Origin of the sequence: Streptococcus oralis, assembly GCF_026782235.1 — a bacterium.
GTDB classification, from domain to species: Bacteria; Bacillota; Bacilli; order Lactobacillales; family Streptococcaceae; genus Streptococcus; species Streptococcus oralis_CC.
Map to the genome: position 1 here is coordinate 195,374 of NZ_JAKUWE010000003.1, position 17,244 is coordinate 212,617.

The 17,244-nt window shown below is 43.4% G+C and carries 19 protein-coding genes; 18 read left to right on the forward strand and 1 reads right to left on the reverse strand.

What is annotated here, in order from left to right; all coding sequences use genetic code 11:
* From MK396_RS04560 to MK396_RS04585, 6 genes are all read left to right on the forward strand, one after another.
* Positions 1-561, forward strand: coding sequence for a DUF1697 domain-containing protein (locus tag MK396_RS04560; protein ID WP_268723806.1), 561 nt, complete (start codon positions 1-3; stop codon positions 559-561).
* Positions 558-1,367: a purine-nucleoside phosphorylase gene (locus MK396_RS04565; RefSeq protein WP_268723807.1), complete on the forward strand. Its 810-nt coding sequence runs from the start codon at positions 558-560 to the stop codon at positions 1,365-1,367. Before MK396_RS04560 ends, MK396_RS04565 begins: the two co-directional genes overlap by 4 nt.
* A gap of 4 nt (positions 1,368-1,371) precedes the next feature.
* Complete coding sequence (locus MK396_RS04570) at positions 1,372-2,607, forward strand: chloride channel protein (RefSeq protein ID WP_268723808.1); 1,236 nt, start codon at positions 1,372-1,374, stop codon at positions 2,605-2,607.
* Complete coding sequence (locus MK396_RS04575) at positions 2,604-3,314, forward strand: type 1 glutamine amidotransferase (protein ID WP_268723809.1); 711 nt, start codon at positions 2,604-2,606, stop codon at positions 3,312-3,314. The genes MK396_RS04570 and MK396_RS04575 overlap by 4 nt, the downstream gene beginning before the upstream one ends.
* Positions 3,315-3,675: 361 nt before the next feature.
* Positions 3,676-4,386: a purine-nucleoside phosphorylase gene (deoD, locus tag MK396_RS04580; protein WP_025173256.1), complete on the forward strand. Its 711-nt coding sequence runs from the start codon at positions 3,676-3,678 to the stop codon at positions 4,384-4,386.
* A 144-nt stretch (positions 4,387-4,530) separates the two neighbouring features.
* Positions 4,531-5,262: an NAD-dependent protein deacylase gene (locus tag MK396_RS04585; protein WP_268723810.1), complete on the forward strand. Its 732-nt coding sequence runs from the start codon at positions 4,531-4,533 to the stop codon at positions 5,260-5,262.
* A gap of 199 nt (positions 5,263-5,461) precedes the next feature.
* Here the strand turns inward: MK396_RS04585 and pavA are convergent, their stop codons facing one another.
* Positions 5,462-7,117: an Rqc2 family fibronectin-binding protein PavA gene (gene pavA, locus MK396_RS04590; RefSeq protein WP_268723811.1), complete on the reverse strand. Its 1,656-nt coding sequence runs from the start codon at positions 7,115-7,117 to the stop codon at positions 5,462-5,464.
* A gap of 104 nt (positions 7,118-7,221) precedes the next feature.
* Between pavA and ybeY the strand changes: the two genes are divergently transcribed.
* The 12 genes from ybeY to MK396_RS04650 all read left to right on the forward strand — a co-directional run bounded on the left by ybeY (position 7,222) and on the right by MK396_RS04650 (position 17,176).
* Positions 7,222-7,719 carry an rRNA maturation RNase YbeY gene (gene ybeY, locus MK396_RS04595; protein WP_268708642.1) on the forward strand — a complete coding sequence of 166 codons (498 nt, stop codon included), beginning with the start codon at positions 7,222-7,224 and terminating at the stop codon, positions 7,717-7,719.
* The gene (locus tag MK396_RS04600; protein ID WP_268723812.1) at positions 7,700-8,095 is read left to right on the forward strand and encodes a diacylglycerol kinase family protein; all 396 of its coding nucleotides are present in this window, start codon (positions 7,700-7,702) and stop codon (positions 8,093-8,095) included. The genes ybeY and MK396_RS04600 overlap by 20 nt, the downstream gene beginning before the upstream one ends.
* A gap of 16 nt (positions 8,096-8,111) precedes the next feature.
* Entirely contained in the window at positions 8,112-9,011 is a 900-nt protein-coding gene (gene era / locus MK396_RS04605) for a GTPase Era (RefSeq protein WP_057489015.1), read from the forward strand.
* Positions 9,012-9,059: 48 nt separating this feature from the next.
* Positions 9,060-9,884, forward strand: a complete 825-nt coding sequence (mutM, locus tag MK396_RS04610; RefSeq protein WP_198459727.1) for a DNA-formamidopyrimidine glycosylase — start codon at positions 9,060-9,062, stop codon at positions 9,882-9,884.
* Positions 9,884-10,489: a dephospho-CoA kinase gene (coaE, locus tag MK396_RS04615; RefSeq protein WP_268723813.1), complete on the forward strand. Its 606-nt coding sequence runs from the start codon at positions 9,884-9,886 to the stop codon at positions 10,487-10,489. Before mutM ends, coaE begins: the two co-directional genes overlap by 1 nt.
* Complete coding sequence (locus MK396_RS04620) at positions 10,476-11,675, forward strand: multidrug efflux MFS transporter (protein WP_033584091.1); 1,200 nt, start codon at positions 10,476-10,478, stop codon at positions 11,673-11,675. The genes coaE and MK396_RS04620 overlap by 14 nt, the downstream gene beginning before the upstream one ends.
* The gene (gene rpmG, locus MK396_RS04625; RefSeq protein ID WP_007519517.1) at positions 11,675-11,824 is read left to right on the forward strand and encodes a 50S ribosomal protein L33; all 150 of its coding nucleotides are present in this window, start codon (positions 11,675-11,677) and stop codon (positions 11,822-11,824) included. Before MK396_RS04620 ends, rpmG begins: the two co-directional genes overlap by 1 nt.
* A gap of 39 nt (positions 11,825-11,863) precedes the next feature.
* On the forward strand, positions 11,864-12,097 hold the full coding sequence (gene secG, locus MK396_RS04630; protein ID WP_000282517.1) for a preprotein translocase subunit SecG: 234 nt from the start codon (positions 11,864-11,866) through the stop codon (positions 12,095-12,097).
* A 94-nt stretch (positions 12,098-12,191) separates the two neighbouring features.
* Positions 12,192-14,546 (forward strand): ribonuclease R, encoded by a 2,355-nt coding sequence (rnr, locus tag MK396_RS04635; RefSeq protein WP_268723814.1) that lies wholly within the window; start codon positions 12,192-12,194, stop codon positions 14,544-14,546.
* Entirely contained in the window at positions 14,509-14,976 is a 468-nt protein-coding gene (gene smpB / locus MK396_RS04640) for an SsrA-binding protein SmpB (RefSeq protein ID WP_001051742.1), read from the forward strand. Before rnr ends, smpB begins: the two co-directional genes overlap by 38 nt.
* Positions 14,977-14,989: 13 nt before the next feature.
* The gene (gene tehB, locus MK396_RS04645) at positions 14,990-15,850 is read left to right on the forward strand and encodes an SAM-dependent methyltransferase TehB (protein ID WP_268723815.1); all 861 of its coding nucleotides are present in this window, start codon (positions 14,990-14,992) and stop codon (positions 15,848-15,850) included.
* A 177-nt stretch (positions 15,851-16,027) separates the two neighbouring features.
* Positions 16,028-17,176: a hypothetical protein gene (locus MK396_RS04650; RefSeq protein WP_268723816.1), complete on the forward strand. Its 1,149-nt coding sequence runs from the start codon at positions 16,028-16,030 to the stop codon at positions 17,174-17,176.
* Positions 17,177-17,244: the final 68 nt, after the last annotated feature.

A 17,244-nucleotide genomic window follows, 5' to 3' on the forward strand; every position in this document is an offset into this window, starting at 1 on the left:
ATGACGCGCTATGCTTTACTTGTTCGGGGCATTAATGTCGGAGGGAAAAATAAGGTTGTCATGGCGCAACTTCGTCAAGAACTGACAGAGTTGGGACTGGAAAAGGTTGAAACCTACATCAACAGTGGCAATATTTTCTTTACTTCGAGAGTTCCCAAAGACCAATTGGTTGAAAAGTTAGAGGCTTTCTTTGCAGTCCATTATCCATTTATTCAGAGCTTTTCTTTGCTGAGTCAGGAAGATTATGAAGAAGAGCTGAAGAATCTGCCAGATTGGTGGACCAAAGATTTGGCACGAAAGGATGTCCTCTTTTACACGGAGGGCTTGGATGTGGATCAAGTCATAGCGACAGTTGATAGTTTAGAACTGAAAGATGAAGTGGTTCATTTTGGAAGACTTGGGATTTTCTGGGGGAAATTCTCTGAGGAATCCTACTATGCAACTGCCTATCATAAGTACTTGCTCAAGATGCCTTTTTATAGCAACATCACTATTCGCAATGCCAAAACCTTTGACAAAATCGGTCAAATGCTAAAAAATAATAAAGGAGACACACAATGACATTTTTAGATAAGATCAAGGAAACAGCTGCTTTCTTGAAAGGCAAGGGAATCCAAGCTCCCGAGTTTGGTCTAATCCTTGGATCAGGTCTTGGAGAATTGGCAGAAGAGATCGAAAATCCAGTTGTAGTAGACTATGCTGAGATTCCAAACTGGGGCCGCTCTACAGTAGTTGGTCACGCTGGTAAATTGGTATATGGTGAACTCGCAGGGCGCAAGGTCTTGGCTCTTCAAGGTCGTTTTCATTTCTATGAAGGAAATCCTCTTGAAGTCGTGACTTTCCCAGTACGTGTGATGAAAGTTCTCGGATGTGAAGGTGTCATTGTAACTAATGCAGCTGGAGGTATTGGATTTGGTCCTGGTACCTTGATGGCTATCTCAGACCATATCAATATGACGGGGCAAAATCCATTGATGGGTGAAAACTTGGATGACTTTGGTCCACGTTTCCCTGATATGTCTAAAGCCTACACTCCAGAATACCGTGCTACTGCCCATGAAGTGGCTAAGAAACTTGGTATCAAGCTTGATGAAGGTGTCTATATCGGTGTAACTGGTCCAACTTATGAAACACCAGCAGAGATTCGTGCCTATAAGACATTGGGAGCAGATGCAGTCGGTATGTCTACTGTTCCTGAAGTTATTGTGGCAGCCCACTCAGGCTTGAAAGTTCTCGGTATTTCATGTATTACTAACCATGCTGCAGGCTTCCAAGAAGAACTCAATCATGAAGAGGTTGTAGAAGTGACTGAACGTGTCAAAGGAGACTTTAAAGGCTTGCTTAAAGCAATTCTTGCTGAACTCTAATCATATGAAAGCACGACTCCAAAGCCTGCCCTACGGACTGAGGCTACTTCTAGCCACTCTATCATTGGGAATAGGGACGGGTCTGGTCGGAATTGCTTGCCATTATGTACTAGAAAGTGTGCGATGGCTGGCCTTTGGCCAAACTAGTTCGGATTTGCTCCAGCAATTTCAAGAAGCTGGGGGTCTCCGTAGATTCCTCGTTCTGTGTGTGACAGGGGTCTTGGCAGCTGGCTTCTGGTATGTCCTACAAAGGCGCCATAAGATTTTGTCTATTCGTCAGCAAATTATATTAGCTGGAGACAGGGAGCCAGCGCTCTTAGCCCACCTCTTTCATGCAGGTATGCAGGTTGCGATTGTCGGAGCAGGCGCATCGGTCGGAAAAGAGGGAGCACCACGTGAGGTCGGGGCTCTTCTAGCTGGTTGCTTGTCGAAGGGATTCTCTCTAACTCTCAAAGAACGAAAGGTGTTGGTTGCCTGTGGAGCAGGAGCTGGTCTAGCTGCGGTCTATCAGGTTCCCTTTGCTAGTAGCTTGTTTGTCTTTGAGACCTTAGGACTTGCCTATAGTTGGCAGAACTTTTTGCTGGTTTTGGCTAGTACTTATCTGGCAACCTGGGTGGCTCAGCCCATTGTTGGTCAGGATGCTATTTATCCCCTATCTGCGGTCTCATGGTCGGTCAGCGGTTTCTTACAAGCTATTCTGATTGCGTTATTAGTCACTCCTCTAGCACTGGTTTTTCGATCCTTAGCCAAGCAAGCTAATCGCAAACGGCGCAAGGATGAGACGATCCTTTGGGCTCTTCCTCTAGCCTTTCTCGTGCTGGGGAGCTGGGCAGTCTTTTTCCCTATCTTTATGGGGAATGGCCAGGTACTAGCTCAAGCATTGTTGTCTAGCCAGCCAATTCCCTATCTTCCATTGACTCTTGCAGTGAAGGGGCTTCTAGTTTATCTCCTCTTGCGTAATGGTGCCTATGGGGGAACCTTGACGCCATCATTTGCCTTGGGGATTGGATCTGGCTATTTGGTGACTTTGCTTTTGACAGTAGTTGGCATTCATCTGGATCCAGCTTTAGGAATGCTACTAGGAGCAACAGTCTTTTTAGGGACGACCTTACAAGCTCCTCTGACGGCTATTGCACTGAGCCTTGGATTTACAGGCCAGGATTGGAGCTTGACAATACCGCTTGTACTAGCGGCAGGAATGTCTTACGTGATTCGAAAGAGATGGGAGAAGAAACAATGAAGGTACATTTTGTACTGCATGAAACATTTGAGGTTCCAGGTGCTTATCTAAAATGGGCTCTGGAACGAGGGCATCACATTACATCAACAAAGGTTTACGAAAAAGAACATCTTCCTGAAACAATTGACGGAATTGATTTTCTGATTGTTATGGGTGGCCCTCAATCACCTGATGAGGATAGAGAAAACTTCCCATACTATGATCCTAAGGCCGAGATTGCTTTTATGAAAGAAGCGATTGCTGCAGATATCTATATTGTTGGTGTCTGTCTTGGTGCGCAGCTCCTGTCTGTTGCCTATGGTGCGAAGTATGAACATAGTCCAGAGCGCGAGATCGGCGTTTATCCTGTGACATTGACGATGCAAGGTCTAACAGATCCTCATGTCAGCTTGTTCGGAGAAACCTTAGAAACCGGCCACTGGCACGGTGATATGCCAGGGCTGACAGAGGATGCTGTTGTTCTTGCGGCGAGTCAAGGCTGCCCACGCCAAATTATTCGCTTTAGTCCGAAGCATTATGCCTTTCAGGCCCATTTGGAATTTGATCCCGAAGCAGTAGAACTCTTAATTACTGCGGATGGTAGGGAGCAATTAAGAGAGCAAAGTGAAAAGTTCACTTTCGTTCAAACACCAGAAGAATTACGTGGAAACGATTATTCTGAAATGAATGCAAAACTGTATGCATTTTTAGATTCATTGGTAAACTAGGAACTACAGAAAGGCAGAGTATCTGAGTTATAGTCAAACTCGGGCTAACTATTCTGCGAGATATTTAAATTTAAAATCAAGAAAGAAAGGATGGGTAAACCGTATTTGTTGAACTGAATACGGGCGGAGAACTGCGTGAAAAAGATAAACTGTCTAGCATCTGCGATGCTTCGTCAGTTTCCTATTTTTACTTTGTTCTCTGTCGCTGTCCTAAATATACAAAAAGAAAGGTAGAGTGAGGTGTTCAGATTTGAACACGAGCGGAAAACTCGGAAAATAGATAATCTGATTGAGAAATCAGGATTTCTCGTCAGATTCCTAATTTTCAGTCGTTTTCTTGTCGCTCTTTGTATCATAAATTATGTCTATCCATATTGCTGCTAAGCAGGGTGAAATTGCTGATAAAATTCTTCTTCCGGGGGATCCTCTTCGTGCTAAGTTTATTGCAGAGAATTTCCTTGAAGATGCTGTTTGTTTTAACGAAGTGCGTAACATGTTTGGTTACACTGGTACTTACAAGGGTCACCGTGTATCTGTCATGGGAACTGGGATGGGGATGCCGTCCATTTCGATTTATGCGCGTGAGTTGATTGTAGACTACGGTGTGAAAAAATTGATCCGTGTGGGAACTGCGGGTTCGTTAAATGAGGATGTTCACGTTCGTGAATTGGTTTTGGCACAAGCAGCTGCAACCAACTCAAACATCATCCGTAACGACTGGCCACAGTATGATTTCCCACAAATCGCTAGCTTTGATTTGCTAGACAAGGCCTACCATATCGCCAAAGATCTCGGTATGACCACCCACGTTGGGAATGTCTTGTCATCAGATGTCTTTTACTCAAACTACTTTGAAAAGAACATCGAGCTTGGTAAATGGGGAGTTAAGGCTGTGGAAATGGAAGCAGCAGCCCTTTACTATCTTGCTGCCCAACATCATGTTGATGCACTTGCTATCATGACCATTTCTGATAGCTTGGTCAATCCAGATGAAGATACCACTGCAGAAGAACGCCAAAATACCTTCACTGATATGATGAAGGTTGGATTGGAAACCTTGATTGCAGAGTAATCAGAGAATAGATTTTCAATTACATTAGTTACAAGAACTGTTGTAAGTGATTTATTTTCAATATCTAAGCAATGATAAAGAAAGAGTTGAAAATCCAACTATTGATTTTCAACTTTTTTAGAACCCAGCTTAAGGAGAAATGTGATGGATAAAATTGAACAATTACAAGACTTGATAGATCAAAGCCAACGGATTGTTTTCTTTGGAGGGGCAGGAGTGTCAACTGAGTCTAATATCCCAGATTTTCGTAGTTCAGATGGTGTTTATCGTCATCAGTTAGGCCGTCATTTTACGGCAGAGCAACTCGTTTCTCTGACCATGTTTGAGCGCTATCCAGAAGATTTTTTTGACTTCTATAAAAAATACCTGATTTATCCAGAAGCCAAGCCTAATGCTGCTCATACTTATCTAGCTGCTTTGGAAAAGACAGGCAAGCTAAAGGCTGTTGTGACACAAAATATTGATAGTCTTCATGAAATGGCAGGCTCCCAAAAGGTCTTTAAATTGCATGGGAGCGCGGACCGAAATTACTGCTTAGGTTGTCAACGTTTCTATAACTTAACTGGTTTTCTGGCCCTCGAGGGACCTGTTCCCCACTGCCTAGACTGTGGCAAGGTAGTCAAGCCTGACGTGACCTTGTATGAAGAATCACTTGACATGGATGTCTTTAGCCAAGCTGCACAAGCTATTCGGCAAGCTGACTTGCTGATTATTGGTGGGACTTCCTTAGTTGTTTATCCTGCAGCTAGCCTAGTAAACTATTTTTCTGGGACAAATCTGGTCGTTATCAATAAAACCAGTACTCCACAAGACAGCCAAGCTACATTGGTCATTGAAGGCAAGATAGGAGAAGTATTTTCGAAATTGAGACAATAAAAGAATTTTAGAAGATAGCAACAAAACCTTGTTACTTGAAAGAGAAAACTATCTCATTTATTGACCACAATCTCGCTCTTTAAGAGTTATTAAAAACTGGCTGAGAAAATCAAAACACCTTCACCGATATGATGAAGGTTGGTTTGGAAACCTTGATTGCAGAGTAAATTGTAAAAGAAAATCCTGATTTCAAGTGAGATCAGGATTTTTTCATAGATGCGATTTTTTCTGGGTCTGGTGTGACACGGAGGGTCTTTTGCCCTGTGTAGGTTACAAAGCCAGGTTTTCCACCAGTTGGTTTGTTGAGTTTTTTAACTTCAATCATATCCACCTGCACGAGATTTGACAAGCGCCCTTTGGAAAAGTAGGCTGCTAGTTCGGCTGCGTCTGTTTTAACTTCATCAGATGGGTCAAGATTTCCTGAGATAACGACATGACTTCCAGGGATGTCCTTGGCATGGAACCAAAGTTCCTCCTTGCGGGCCATTTTAAAGGTTAGTTCTTCATTTTGCAAGTTGTTTCGACCGACATAGATGATGGTCTTGCCATCGCTCGCCAGATACTGTTCTGGTTTTTTGCGTTTCTGAATTTTCTCGCGTTGGCGTCTTCTAATGAAGCCTGTTTGGATCAATTCTTCACGGATTTCAGCGATTTCTTCCAGTCCAGCTTGGTTGAGGACGGTTTCCACGCTTTCTAGATAGAGAATGGTAGCCTTGGTTTCTTCGATCAACTCAGTCAGGTATTTGACAGCTTCTTTGAGTTTCTGGTAACGTTTAAAATAGCGTTGGGCATTCTGGCTGGGAGTTAGTGCCTTATCAAGAGCAATGGTGATAGGCTGATTCGTGTAGTAATTATCCAAGACTACCTGGTCTTGGTCATTCGGAACTTGGTGGAGGAAGGTTGTCAACAATTCTCCTTTTTGGCGAAATTCCTCAGCATTGTCTGTTGCCAATAACTCTTTATCTTGTTTTTTCAGCTTATGGCGATTTTTTTGAAGTTCATTTTCAACACGGCGAATCAGTTCACTGGCTTGCTGTTTGACGCGGTCCCGTTCAGCCTTGTCCTTATAGTAGGTGTCCAGCAAGTCAGAAAGACTGGCAAAAGGCTCTCCTACACTGTTCGTAAAAGGAACTGGGCTGAAGGAAGTCTCTGTTAAGCACGGCTTGGTTTCTTGCCCGAAGAAGTTACGGAAAGTAGACAGTTTATCACTGACCAAGAGCCTTTCCAATTCAGTTGCCGTATCACGACCTAAACCTTGAAAGAGACTTTGAAGATTTTTTGCTGTTAGCTCCTGGGTTTGCAGAATTTCAAAGAGTTTTTCATCCTTGACAGTATAAGGATTGAGAGATTCGGTACTAGGCGGAGCGATATAGGTCGATCCTGGAAGCAAGGTGCGGTAGCTATTTTGTGAAAAGCCAACGTGTTTGATAACTTCGAGGATTTTATGGCTACTTTTATCCACGAGGAGAATATTACTATGTTTGCCCATAATCTCGATGATGAGCGTGGCCTGGATATGATCCCCAATCTCGTTTTTATTGGAAACTGTAATTTCCACGATACGGTCATTTTCGATTTGCTCGATGAACTCAATTACCGCACCCTGTAAATACTTCCTCAAAACCATGATAAAAGTAGAAGGTTGGGCTGGATTTTCAAAGTTCGTTTGGGTTAGCTGAATGCGTCCAAATACGGGATGAGCAGAAAGGAGCAGGCGATGACTTTGGCGATTGCTGCGGATTTGCAAGACCAACTCTTGTTCAAAAGGTTGATTGATTTTCTGGATGCGACCATTGACCAACTCGCTTCGCAATTCCTCAACCATGTGGTGTAAAAAAAATCCGTCAAATGACATCGTTCTCTCCTTGTGATTGTATTCCATAGTATTATATCAAAAAGGTAGAATAAAATCATGGAAATATGGTATAATAAAGCCAAGTAAAGAGAATCGAGAAGTACATGTATATTGAAATGGTAGATGAAACTGGTCAAGTTTCACAAGAAATCTTGCTCCAAACCCAAGAAATTTTGGAATTTGCAGCCCAAAAAATAGGAAAAGAAGACAAGGAGATGGCAGTCACTTTTGTGACTAACGAGCGTAGCCACGAACTCAACCTCGAGTACCGTGATACCGATCGTCCGACGGATGTCATCAGCCTTGAGTATAAACCAGAGTTGGATATTGCCTTTGACGAAGAGGATTTACTTGAAAATCCTGAATTGGCAGAGATGATGTCTGAGTTTGATGCCTATATTGGGGAACTGTTCATCTCTATCGATAAGGCTCATGAGCAGGCTGAGGAATACGGCCACAGTTTTGAGCGTGAGATGGGCTTCTTGGCAGTACACGGCTTTTTACACATTAACGGCTACGATCACTACACTCCGGAAGAAGAAGCGGAGATGTTCGGTTTACAAGAAGAAATTTTGACAGCCTATGGACTCACAAGACAATAAACGAAAATGGAAAAATCGTGACCTGGTATCTAGTTTAGAATTTGCCCTTACAGGAATTCTGACTGCCATCAAGGAAGAACGCAATATGCGAAAACATGCAGTGACGGCTCTAGTAGTTATCTTTGCAGGTTTTGTTTTTCAGGTGTCACGAATCGAATGGCTCTTTCTCCTAATGAGCATTTTCTTAGTAGTAGCGTTTGAGATTATGAACTCTGCTATCGAAAATGTGGTGGATTTAGCCAGTCACTATCACTTTTCTATGTTGGCAAAGAAAGCCAAGGACATGGCGGCAGGAGCCGTGCTGGTGGTCTCTCTTTTTGCTGCAGTGACAGGTGCACTTATCTTTTTCCCACGCATTTGGGATTTATTATTTTAAACACTAGGAGGAAATTATGACATTTAAATCAGGCTTTGTAGCTATTTTGGGACGTCCCAATGTTGGGAAGTCAACCTTTTTGAATCACGTCATGGGGCAAAAGATTGCCATTATGAGTGACAAAGCGCAAACAACGCGCAATAAAATCATGGGGATTTACACCACGGATAAGGAGCAAATCGTCTTTATCGACACACCAGGGATTCACAAGCCTAAGACGGCTCTTGGAGATTTCATGGTGGAATCTGCCTACAGTACTCTGCGTGAAGTGGATACCGTTCTATTCATGGTGCCAGCTGATGAGCCACGTGGCAAGGGCGACGATATGATTATCGAGCGTCTGAAAGCTGCCAAGGTTCCTGTGATTCTGGTGGTGAATAAGATTGACAAGGTCCATCCAGACCAGCTTTTGGCTCAGATTGATGACTTCCGTAACCAGATGGACTTCAAGGAAATTGTTCCTATCTCAGCCCTTCAGGGAAATAACGTTTCTCGACTAATCGATATTTTGAGTGAAAATCTAGAGGAAGGTTTCCAGTATTTCCCAGCTGATCAAATCACAGATCATCCTGAGCGTTTCTTGGTTTCAGAAATGATTCGTGAGAAGGTTCTTCATTTGACACGTGAAGAGATTCCACACTCAGTTGCCGTAGTGGTTGACTCTATGAAACGGGATGAAGAGACAGACAAGGTTCACATCCGTGCAACCATCATGGTGGAGCGAGATAGCCAAAAAGGGATTATCATCGGAAAAGGTGGCGCCATGCTCAAAAAAATTGGTAGCCTGGCCCGTCGTGATATCGAACTCATGCTAGGAGACAAGGTCTTTCTAGAAACTTGGGTCAAGGTCAAGAAAAACTGGCGTGATAAAAAGCTAGATTTGGCTGACTTTGGCTATAATGAAAAAGAATATTAAGTAGAGGTGGGCTCATGCCTGCTTCTTGTTTTTACAGAAGGAGGACTTATGCCTGAACTACCTGAGGTTGAAACGGTTCGTCGTGGCTTAGAAAAATTGATCTTGGGAAAGAAGATTTCGAGTGTAGAGATTCGTTATCCCAAGATGATTAAAACGGATTTGGACCAATTTCGAAAGGAAGTGCCTGGTCAAGTAATTGAGTCCATGGGGCGTCGTGGCAAATATTTACTTTTCTATCTGACAGACAAGGTATTGATTTCTCATCTGCGGATGGAGGGCAAGTATTTTTATTATCCAGATCAGGTTTCTGAACGCAAGCATGCCCATGTTTTCATTCTGTTTGAAGATGGTGGCACTCTTGTATATGAGGATGTACGCAAGTTTGGTACCATGGAACTCTTGGCGCCAGATCTTTTGGATGCCTACTTTGTTTCCAAAAAACTAGGGCCTGAGCCAAGAGAGCAGGACTTTGATTTGCAGGTCTTTCAAGCTGCCCTAGCCAAGTCTAAAAAGCCTATCAAATCCCATCTCCTAGACCAAACCTTGGTAGCTGGCCTTGGCAATATCTATGTGGATGAGGTCCTCTGGCGAGCTCAGGTCCATCCAGCTAGACCTTCCCAGACTTTGACGGCAGAAGAAGCGTCAGCTATTCATGACCAGACCATTGCTGTTTTGGGACAGGCAGTTGAAAAGGGTGGCTCGACTATTCGGACCTATACCAATGCCTTTGGGGAAGACGGAACCATGCAGAACTTCCATCAGGTCTATGATAAGACTGGACAAGCATGTTCCCGCTGTGGGACAGTGATTGAGAAATTCCAGCTCGGTGGACGAGGAACTCATTTTTGTCCTCAGTGTCAAAGGAGGGGCTGATGGGAAAAATCATCGGAATCACAGGAGGAATTGCTTCTGGTAAGTCAACTGTGACAAATTTTCTAAGACAAAAAGGCTTCCAAGTGGTCGATGCTGACGCAGTCGTCCATGATCTACAAAAACCCGGGGGTCGTCTTTATCAGCTCTTAGTTCAGCACTTTGGACAAAAAATAATCCTTGAAAATGGAGAACTCAATCGCCCTCTCCTGGCTAGTCTCATCTTTTCAAATCCTGAGGAGCAGGAATGGTCTAAACAAACCCAAGGAGAGATTATTCGTGAGGAATTGGCTGCATTGCGAGACCAGTTAGCCCAGACAGAAGCGATTTTTTTCATGGATATTCCCCTGCTTTTTGAACAGGGCTACAGTGCTTGGTTTGATGAAACGTGGCTGGTCTATGTGGACCGTGATGTTCAGGTGGAACGTTTCATGAAACGGGATCATCTTTCTAAGGAAGTAGTGGAGTCGCGTCTGGCAGCACAGTGGTCTTTAGAGAAAAAGAAAGATTTGGCCAGTCATGTTCTAGACAACAATGGCAGTCGTGATCAGCTTGTGGCTCAAGTAGTGAAGTTACTTGAAGGAGGCGATAGCTGTGCAAGAGATTAGTTGGAAAGAGAATCTTCGTGTCGCCTGGTTCGGTAGTTTTCTAACGGGCGCCAGCATTTCCTTGGTCGTTCCTTTCATGCCTATCTTTGTAGAGCAGTTGGGAATTGAAGGAGACCAAGTTGCTTTTTATGCTGGATTAGCCATCTCAGTTTCGGCTGTTTCAGCAGCTCTAGTTTCTCCTATCTGGGGTATTCTTGCTGACAAGTACGGTCGAAAACCCATGATGATTCGAGCAGGTCTTGCCATGACCATTACCATGGGAGGTTTGGCCTTCGTACCCAATATCTATTGGCTACTCTTTCTGCGCTTGCTCAATGGTGTATTTACTGGATTTGTCCCCAATGCAACAGCCTTGATTGCTAGTCAGGTACCCAAAGATAAGTCTGGAGCGGCTCTGGGGACTCTATCTACAGGTGTTGTTGCAGGAACATTGACGGGCCCCTTTGTTGGAGGCTTTATTGCTGAAATTTTTGGCATTCGTAATGTCTTTTTATTGGTAGGTGCTTTCCTATTTTTAGCTGCAATCCTAACCATTTTCTTTATCAAGGAAGATTTTCAGCCAGTGGCTAAGGAGAAGGCTATCCCAACGAAAGAAGTATTTTCTTCTTTCAAGTATCCTAGGCTTTTAGTGAATCTATTTTTGACGAGCTTCGTCATTCAATTTTCAGCTCAATCAATTGGTCCCATTCTAGCTCTCTATGTGCGGGACTTAGGGCAGACTGAGAATCTCCTATTTGTATCAGGATTAATCGTATCCAGCATGGGATTTTCTAGCATGATGAGTGCTGGAATTCTAGGAAAACTTGGCGATAAGGTAGGGAATCATAGATTGTTAGTCGCGGCGCAGATTTATTCCGTCATCATTTACCTTCTTTGTGCCCATGCAACCAGCCCCCTTCAACTTGGCTTGTATCGTTTTCTCTTTGGTTTGGGAACAGGTGCTCTCATACCGGGAGTTAATGCCCTTCTTAGCAAAATGACTCCGAAATCAGGTATTTCAAGGATTTTCGCCTTCAACCAAGTCTTTTTTTACCTCGGTGGAGTGATTGGACCTATGGCGGGATCCGCAGTTGCAGGATATTTGGGCTACCATGCTGTCTTTTATGCGACAGCAGCCTGTGTGGCTTTCAGTTGTTTATGTAACTTAGTGCAATTTAGATCATTATTAAAAGTAAAGGAAATCTAGTGCGAGTAAAAATCAATCTCAAGTGCTCCTCTTGTGGCAGCATGAATTATCTAACCAGTAAGAACTCCAAAACCCATCCAGACAAGATTGAGGTGTTAAAATATTGTCCAAAGGAAAGAAAAGTAACTTTACATCTTGAATCTAAGTAGAATTTATGGTAAAATAATAGGGATTTTAAGGAGTTTGATATGTATAACCTATTATTAACCATTTTATTAGTATTATCTGTTGTGATTGTGATTGCGATTTTCATGCAACCAACTAAGAACCAATCCAGCAATGTATTTGATGCCAGCTCAGGTGATTTGTTTGAACGTAGTAAAGCGCGTGGTTTTGAAGCTGTGATGCAACGTTTGACAGGTATTTTAGTCTTTTTCTGGCTAGCCATTGCCTTAGCATTGACAGTATTATCAAGTAGATAAGAAATGGGCGAGACTAGGTCTTAGCCTATTTTTATTTTGAATGATGTTTACTAAAGTTATCACTCAAAAAATTATAAAAATCTAGAAAGAAAACATGAAAGATAAAATTAAAGAATATTTGCAAGAGAAGGGGCGAGTGACGGTAAATGATCTAGCTCAGGCTCTCGGAAAGGATGGGTCCAAGGATTTCCGTGAGTTGATTAAAACCCTGTCTCTGATGGAAAGAAAGCACCAGATTCGCTTTGAAGATGATGGCAGTTTATGTCTGGACCAAAAGAAGAAACATGAAATCACCCTCAAAGGGATTTTTCATGCCCATAAAAACGGCTTTGGCTTTGTCAGTCTAGAAGGCGAAGAGGACGATCTTTTTGTAGGAAAAAACGATGTCAACTATGCCATTGATGGTGATACCGTTGAGGTCGTGATTAAGAAAGTCGCTGACCGTAACAAAGGAACTGCTGCAGAAGCCAAAATTATCGATATCCTAGAGCATAGTCTGACAACAGTTGTCGGGCAAATCGTTCTGGATCAGGAAAAGCCCAAGTATGCGGGCTACATTCGTTCAAAGAATCAGAAAATCAGCCAACCGATTTATGTGAAGAAACCGGCTATCAAGTTGGAAGGAACTGAAGTTCTCAAGGTCTTTATCGACAAATACCCAAGTAAGAAACATGATTTCTTTGTCGCTAGTGTTCTGGACGTGGTGGGGCACTCGACAGATGCTGGGATTGACGTTCTTGAAGTCTTGGAATCCATGGATATTGTTTCAGAATTTCCAGAAGCTGTTCTCAAGGAGGCAGAAAGTGTGCCAGATGCTCCGTCTCAAAAGGATATGGAAGGTCGTCTGGACCTGAGAGATGAGATTACCTTTACCATTGATGGCGCGGATGCCAAGGACTTGGACGATGCGGTACACATCAAGCCTTTGAAAAATGGCAATATCGAACTCGGAGTTCACATCGCAGATGTTTCTTACTATGTGACCGAGGGTTCTGCCCTCGATAAGGAAGCTCTTAACCGCGCGACTTCTGTCTACGTGACAGACCGAGTGGTCCCAATGCTTCCAGAGCGTTTGTCAAACGGCATTTGCTCGCTCAATCCTCAAGTCGATCGCTTGACCCAGTCTGCCATTATGGAAATTGATAAACATGGTCGTGTGGTTAATTACACCATTACCCAAACAGTTATCAAGACTAGCTTTCGTATGACCTATAGCGCTGTCAATGATATCCTAGCAGGTGACGAGGAAAAAAGACAAGAGTATAAGAAAATTGTTCCTAGTATCGAACTCATGGCCAAGCTTCATGAAAGGCTAGAAAGCATGCGTGAGAGGCGTGGCGCCCTTAACTTTGATACCAGCGAAGCAAAGATTCTAGTGGATAAAAAAGGTAAGCCTGTGGATATCGTTCTTCGTCAGCGTGGTGTTGCTGAGCGGATGATTGAGTCCTTCATGCTGATTGCTAATGAAACGGTTGCCGAGCACTTTAGTAAACTGGACCTACCTTTCATTTATCGGATTCACGAGGAGCCCAAGGCTGAAAAAGTTCAGAAGTTTATTGATTATGCTTCGAGCTTTGGTTTGCGGATTTATGGGACTGCCAGTGAGATTAGCCAGGAGGCGCTTCAAGACATCATGCGTGCTGTTGAGGGAGAACCCTATGCGGATGTATTGTCCATGATGCTTCTCCGCTCTATGCAACAAGCTCGCTATTCAGAGCACAATCACGGTCACTATGGTCTAGCAGCTGACTATTATACTCACTTTACCAGTCCGATTCGCCGTTATCCAGACCTCCTTGTCCACCGTATGATTCGGGATTACGGCCGTTCTAAGGAAATAGCAGAGCATTTTGAACAAGTGATTTCAGAGATTGCAACCCAGTCTTCCAACCGTGAGCGTCGTGCTATCGAGGCGGAGCGTGAAGTCGAAGCTATGAAAAAGGCTGAGTACATGGAAGAATACGTTGGTGAAGAGTACGATGCAGTTGTATCCAGCATCGTCAAGTTTGGTCTCTTTGTTGAATTGCCAAATACAGTTGAAGGCTTGATTCACATCACCAATTTGCCTGAATTTTATCATTTCAACGAGCGTGACTTGACCCTCCGTGGGGAAAAATCAGGCATAACTTTCCGTGTAGGACAGCAGATTCGTATCCGGGTAGAAAGAGCGGATAAGATGACAGGTGAGATTGACTTCTCTTATATCCCAAGTGAGTTTGATGTCATCGAAAAAGGCTTGAAACAAGCTGGGCGCAAAGACAGAGGTCGTGGTTCAAATCGCCGTTCGGACAAGAAGGAAGATAAGAGAAAATCAGGGCGCTCAAATGATAAGCACAAGCATTCACAAAAAGATAAGAAGAAAAAAGGCAAGAAACCTTTTTACAAAGAAGTAGCTAAGAAAGGAGCCAAGTATGGCAAAGGGCGAGGGAAAGGTCGTCGCACAAAATAAAAAAGCGCACCACGACTATACAATCGTAGATACGCTAGAGGCAGGAATGGTCCTGACCGGAACTGAAATCAAGAGCGTTCGAGCTGCTCGAATCAATCTCAAGGACGGCTTTGCCCAAGTAAAAAATGGGGAAGTCTGGCTGAGCAATGTTCATATTGCCCCTTACGAAGAGGGTAATATCTGGAACCAAGAACCTGAACGCCGTCGTAAACTCCTGCTCCATAAGAAGCAAATTCAAAAATTGGAACAAGAGACCAAAGGAACAGGAATGACCCTAGTTCCCCTCAAAGTCTATATCAAAGATGGCTACGCCAAGCTTCTTTTAGGACTTGCCAAAGGGAAGCATGACTATGACAAACGCGAATCCATCAAGCGTCGTGAACAAAACCGCGACATCGCGCGTGTCATGAAAGCTGTCAACCAGCGATAAAAGAGGAAGTAAAATGGAAAAATTAATTGCCTATAAACGGATGCCCTTATGGAATAAACAGACCATGCCAGAAATTGTCCAGCAAAAACACAATACCAAGGTCGGGACTTGGGGAAAAATCACTGTCTTGAAGGGGACACTCAAGTTTATTGAGTTGACTGAAGATGGTGAGGTTCTTGCTGAGCACCTCTTTGAGGCAGGAGCTGACAATCCTATGGCACAACCACAAGCCTGGCACCGAGTGGAGGCTGCCACTGATGATGTAGAATGGTACTTGGAATTTTATGGTAAACCTGAGGATTATTTCCCTAAGAAATACCAGACCAATCCAGTCCATTCAGAGGTCCTAGAGGCCATGCAGACAGTGAAACCTGGAATAGCCCTGGATTTGGGTTGTGGTCAAGGCCGTAACTCTCTCTTTCTCGCACAGAATGGTTTTGATGTGACAGCTGTTGACCAAAATGAATTGTCCCTTGAAATCTTGCAAAGCATTGTGGAACAAGAGGATCTAGACATGCCTGTCGGACTTTATGATATCAATTCAGCCAGCATTAGCCAAGCCTATGATTTTATCGTTTCAACAGTTGTTCTGATGTTCCTACAAGCGGACCGCATTCCAGCTATTATCCAAAATATGCAGGAGCACACCACGGTCGGTGGTTACAACCTTATCGTCTGTGCTATGGATACGGAGGATTATCCTTGCTCGGTTAACTTCCCATTCACCTTTAAAGAAGGGGAGTTGGCGGACTACTACAAGGATTGGGAATTGGTCAAATATAATGAAAATCCAGGACATCTGCACCGTCGTGATGAAAATGGCAATCGCATTCAACTACGCTTTGCGACTATGTTAGCCAAAAAAGTCAAGTAAATCAAACCTATACTAGCGAATAGAAATCACTTTGCAAGGTTTCTATTCGTTTTTGTTTGCGTTGGTTGATTGGGGCAAGCAGGATTTTATGCTATACTAGAAGTAGGAAATCTGAGCATTAGAGTTGTATTGCTGATACTCTCAGCGCAAGAAAGTCTTTATGATGGAGGTGGTCGAATGACGAGTCTTTTGGTGGAATTGTATGATCGGCATGTATTGGAAAAGAATGTCTACCAAGCCTTTATCAGTGATTGTGACGAGATTCTCTTTCTATCTTTGACGAAAATAAGCAATGAAGAGAAGCTCTCTCTCCGTCAGTTTATCATGGAAGAGGTACCTCATATTCAACGAGTGACCTTTCGTCAGTTATCCTTAGAACAACTAGCAGACCAGTTAGATTATTGTATAGCAGGCTATGACCAAGTCCTTCTCGATGTTTTTGGTGGGGATTCGCTACTAGCCTTATCTCTCTATCAATATGGCTTGGATCGGGACCTCTCCATTGTTGCCATGGATGTCGAGCGGGGAAAACAATACAAGTGGGTAGCCGGTCAGCTGGAAAAAGAAGATTTGGACATTCCAACCCTAAGCATCCAACAGCTGATAGCCTTGCGTGGTGGAAAAATCCTCAAATCCAAACGCCCTATCCACTCAGCTCAGCAAATTGCAGCCATCAAAAAGCTAGCCAGCTCTGCCATTGCCAATCCTGCCCACTGGTATCAAGTGACCCAATTTTTCTCTCTAGCTAAGACCAATGACCTGCATGCTGAGACCGAAAAAATACTGGAAAACAATGGCAGGTATTATCACTATCCAAAATCCCTTATTCCTTTACTTGTGGAAGCAGGGATGCTTTGTATTGAAAGCGAAGACAAGAAACGAGTAGCATACAGCTTTCCAAGTCAAGAAGCTCAAGTCTTTTGTCGCAACAAGGGGCATATTTTAGAGGTATATCTCTATCTCTTGGCGCTTGAATCTCAGCTGTTTGATGAATGCATGATAGGTGGTGAGATTGATTGGAATGGCATCTTTCCAGAGGCAGATAATGTTCAAAATGAGATTGATGTCATTCTGAGAAAGGGACGCTCGATTACCTTCATCTCCTGCAAAATGACAGATTTATCAGTCGAAGCCATCAATGAACTAGAAGTCTACGCCAATCATTTTGCTGGGGAGAGTTGCCTCAAGTTAATTGTCTGTACGGGGAAAATCAATCCTGTTTATGCCAATCGCTGCCAGGAATACGGCGTGCTGGTCATTAGAAGTGAGCAGATTCCCAATCTCATACCCATGCTAAAAAAATATTCTAAGAGACAAAAAAGATAAGAAATAATATTATGAAAGGCTGGATTCCAGTCTTTTTTAGTTCTTTTTCGAATAGAAAAGAAAAGGAG

Bases quoted from the DNA above. Each gene is read 5' to 3' on its own strand.
- MK396_RS04565 (WP_268723807.1), top strand. From the start codon at position 558: ATGACATTTTTAGATAAGATCAAGGAAACAGCTGCTTTCTTGAAAGGC.
- ybeY (WP_268708642.1), top strand. From the start codon at position 7,222: ATGTATATTGAAATGGTAGATGAAACTGGTCAAGTTTCACAAGAAATC.
- MK396_RS04650 (WP_268723816.1), top strand. From the start codon at position 16,028: ATGACGAGTCTTTTGGTGGAATTGTATGATCGGCATGTATTGGAAAAG.
- mutM (WP_198459727.1), top strand. From the start codon at position 9,060: ATGCCTGAACTACCTGAGGTTGAAACGGTTCGTCGTGGCTTAGAAAAA.
- smpB (WP_001051742.1), top strand. From the start codon at position 14,509: ATGGCAAAGGGCGAGGGAAAGGTCGTCGCACAAAATAAAAAAGCGCAC.
- MK396_RS04585 (WP_268723810.1), top strand. From the start codon at position 4,531: ATGGATAAAATTGAACAATTACAAGACTTGATAGATCAAAGCCAACGG.
- MK396_RS04600 (WP_268723812.1), top strand. From the start codon at position 7,700: ATGGACTCACAAGACAATAAACGAAAATGGAAAAATCGTGACCTGGTA.
- rnr (WP_268723814.1), top strand. From the start codon at position 12,192: ATGAAAGATAAAATTAAAGAATATTTGCAAGAGAAGGGGCGAGTGACG.
- coaE (WP_268723813.1), top strand. From the start codon at position 9,884: ATGGGAAAAATCATCGGAATCACAGGAGGAATTGCTTCTGGTAAGTCA.
- era (WP_057489015.1), top strand. From the start codon at position 8,112: ATGACATTTAAATCAGGCTTTGTAGCTATTTTGGGACGTCCCAATGTT.
- MK396_RS04570 (WP_268723808.1), top strand. From the start codon at position 1,372: ATGAAAGCACGACTCCAAAGCCTGCCCTACGGACTGAGGCTACTTCTA.
- deoD (WP_025173256.1), top strand. From the start codon at position 3,676: ATGTCTATCCATATTGCTGCTAAGCAGGGTGAAATTGCTGATAAAATT.
- MK396_RS04560 (WP_268723806.1), top strand. From the start codon at position 1: ATGACGCGCTATGCTTTACTTGTTCGGGGCATTAATGTCGGAGGGAAA.
- tehB (WP_268723815.1), top strand. From the start codon at position 14,990: ATGGAAAAATTAATTGCCTATAAACGGATGCCCTTATGGAATAAACAG.
- secG (WP_000282517.1), top strand. From the start codon at position 11,864: ATGTATAACCTATTATTAACCATTTTATTAGTATTATCTGTTGTGATT.
- MK396_RS04575 (WP_268723809.1), top strand. From the start codon at position 2,604: ATGAAGGTACATTTTGTACTGCATGAAACATTTGAGGTTCCAGGTGCT.
- pavA (WP_268723811.1), bottom strand. From the start codon at position 7,117: ATGTCATTTGACGGATTTTTTTTACACCACATGGTTGAGGAATTGCGA.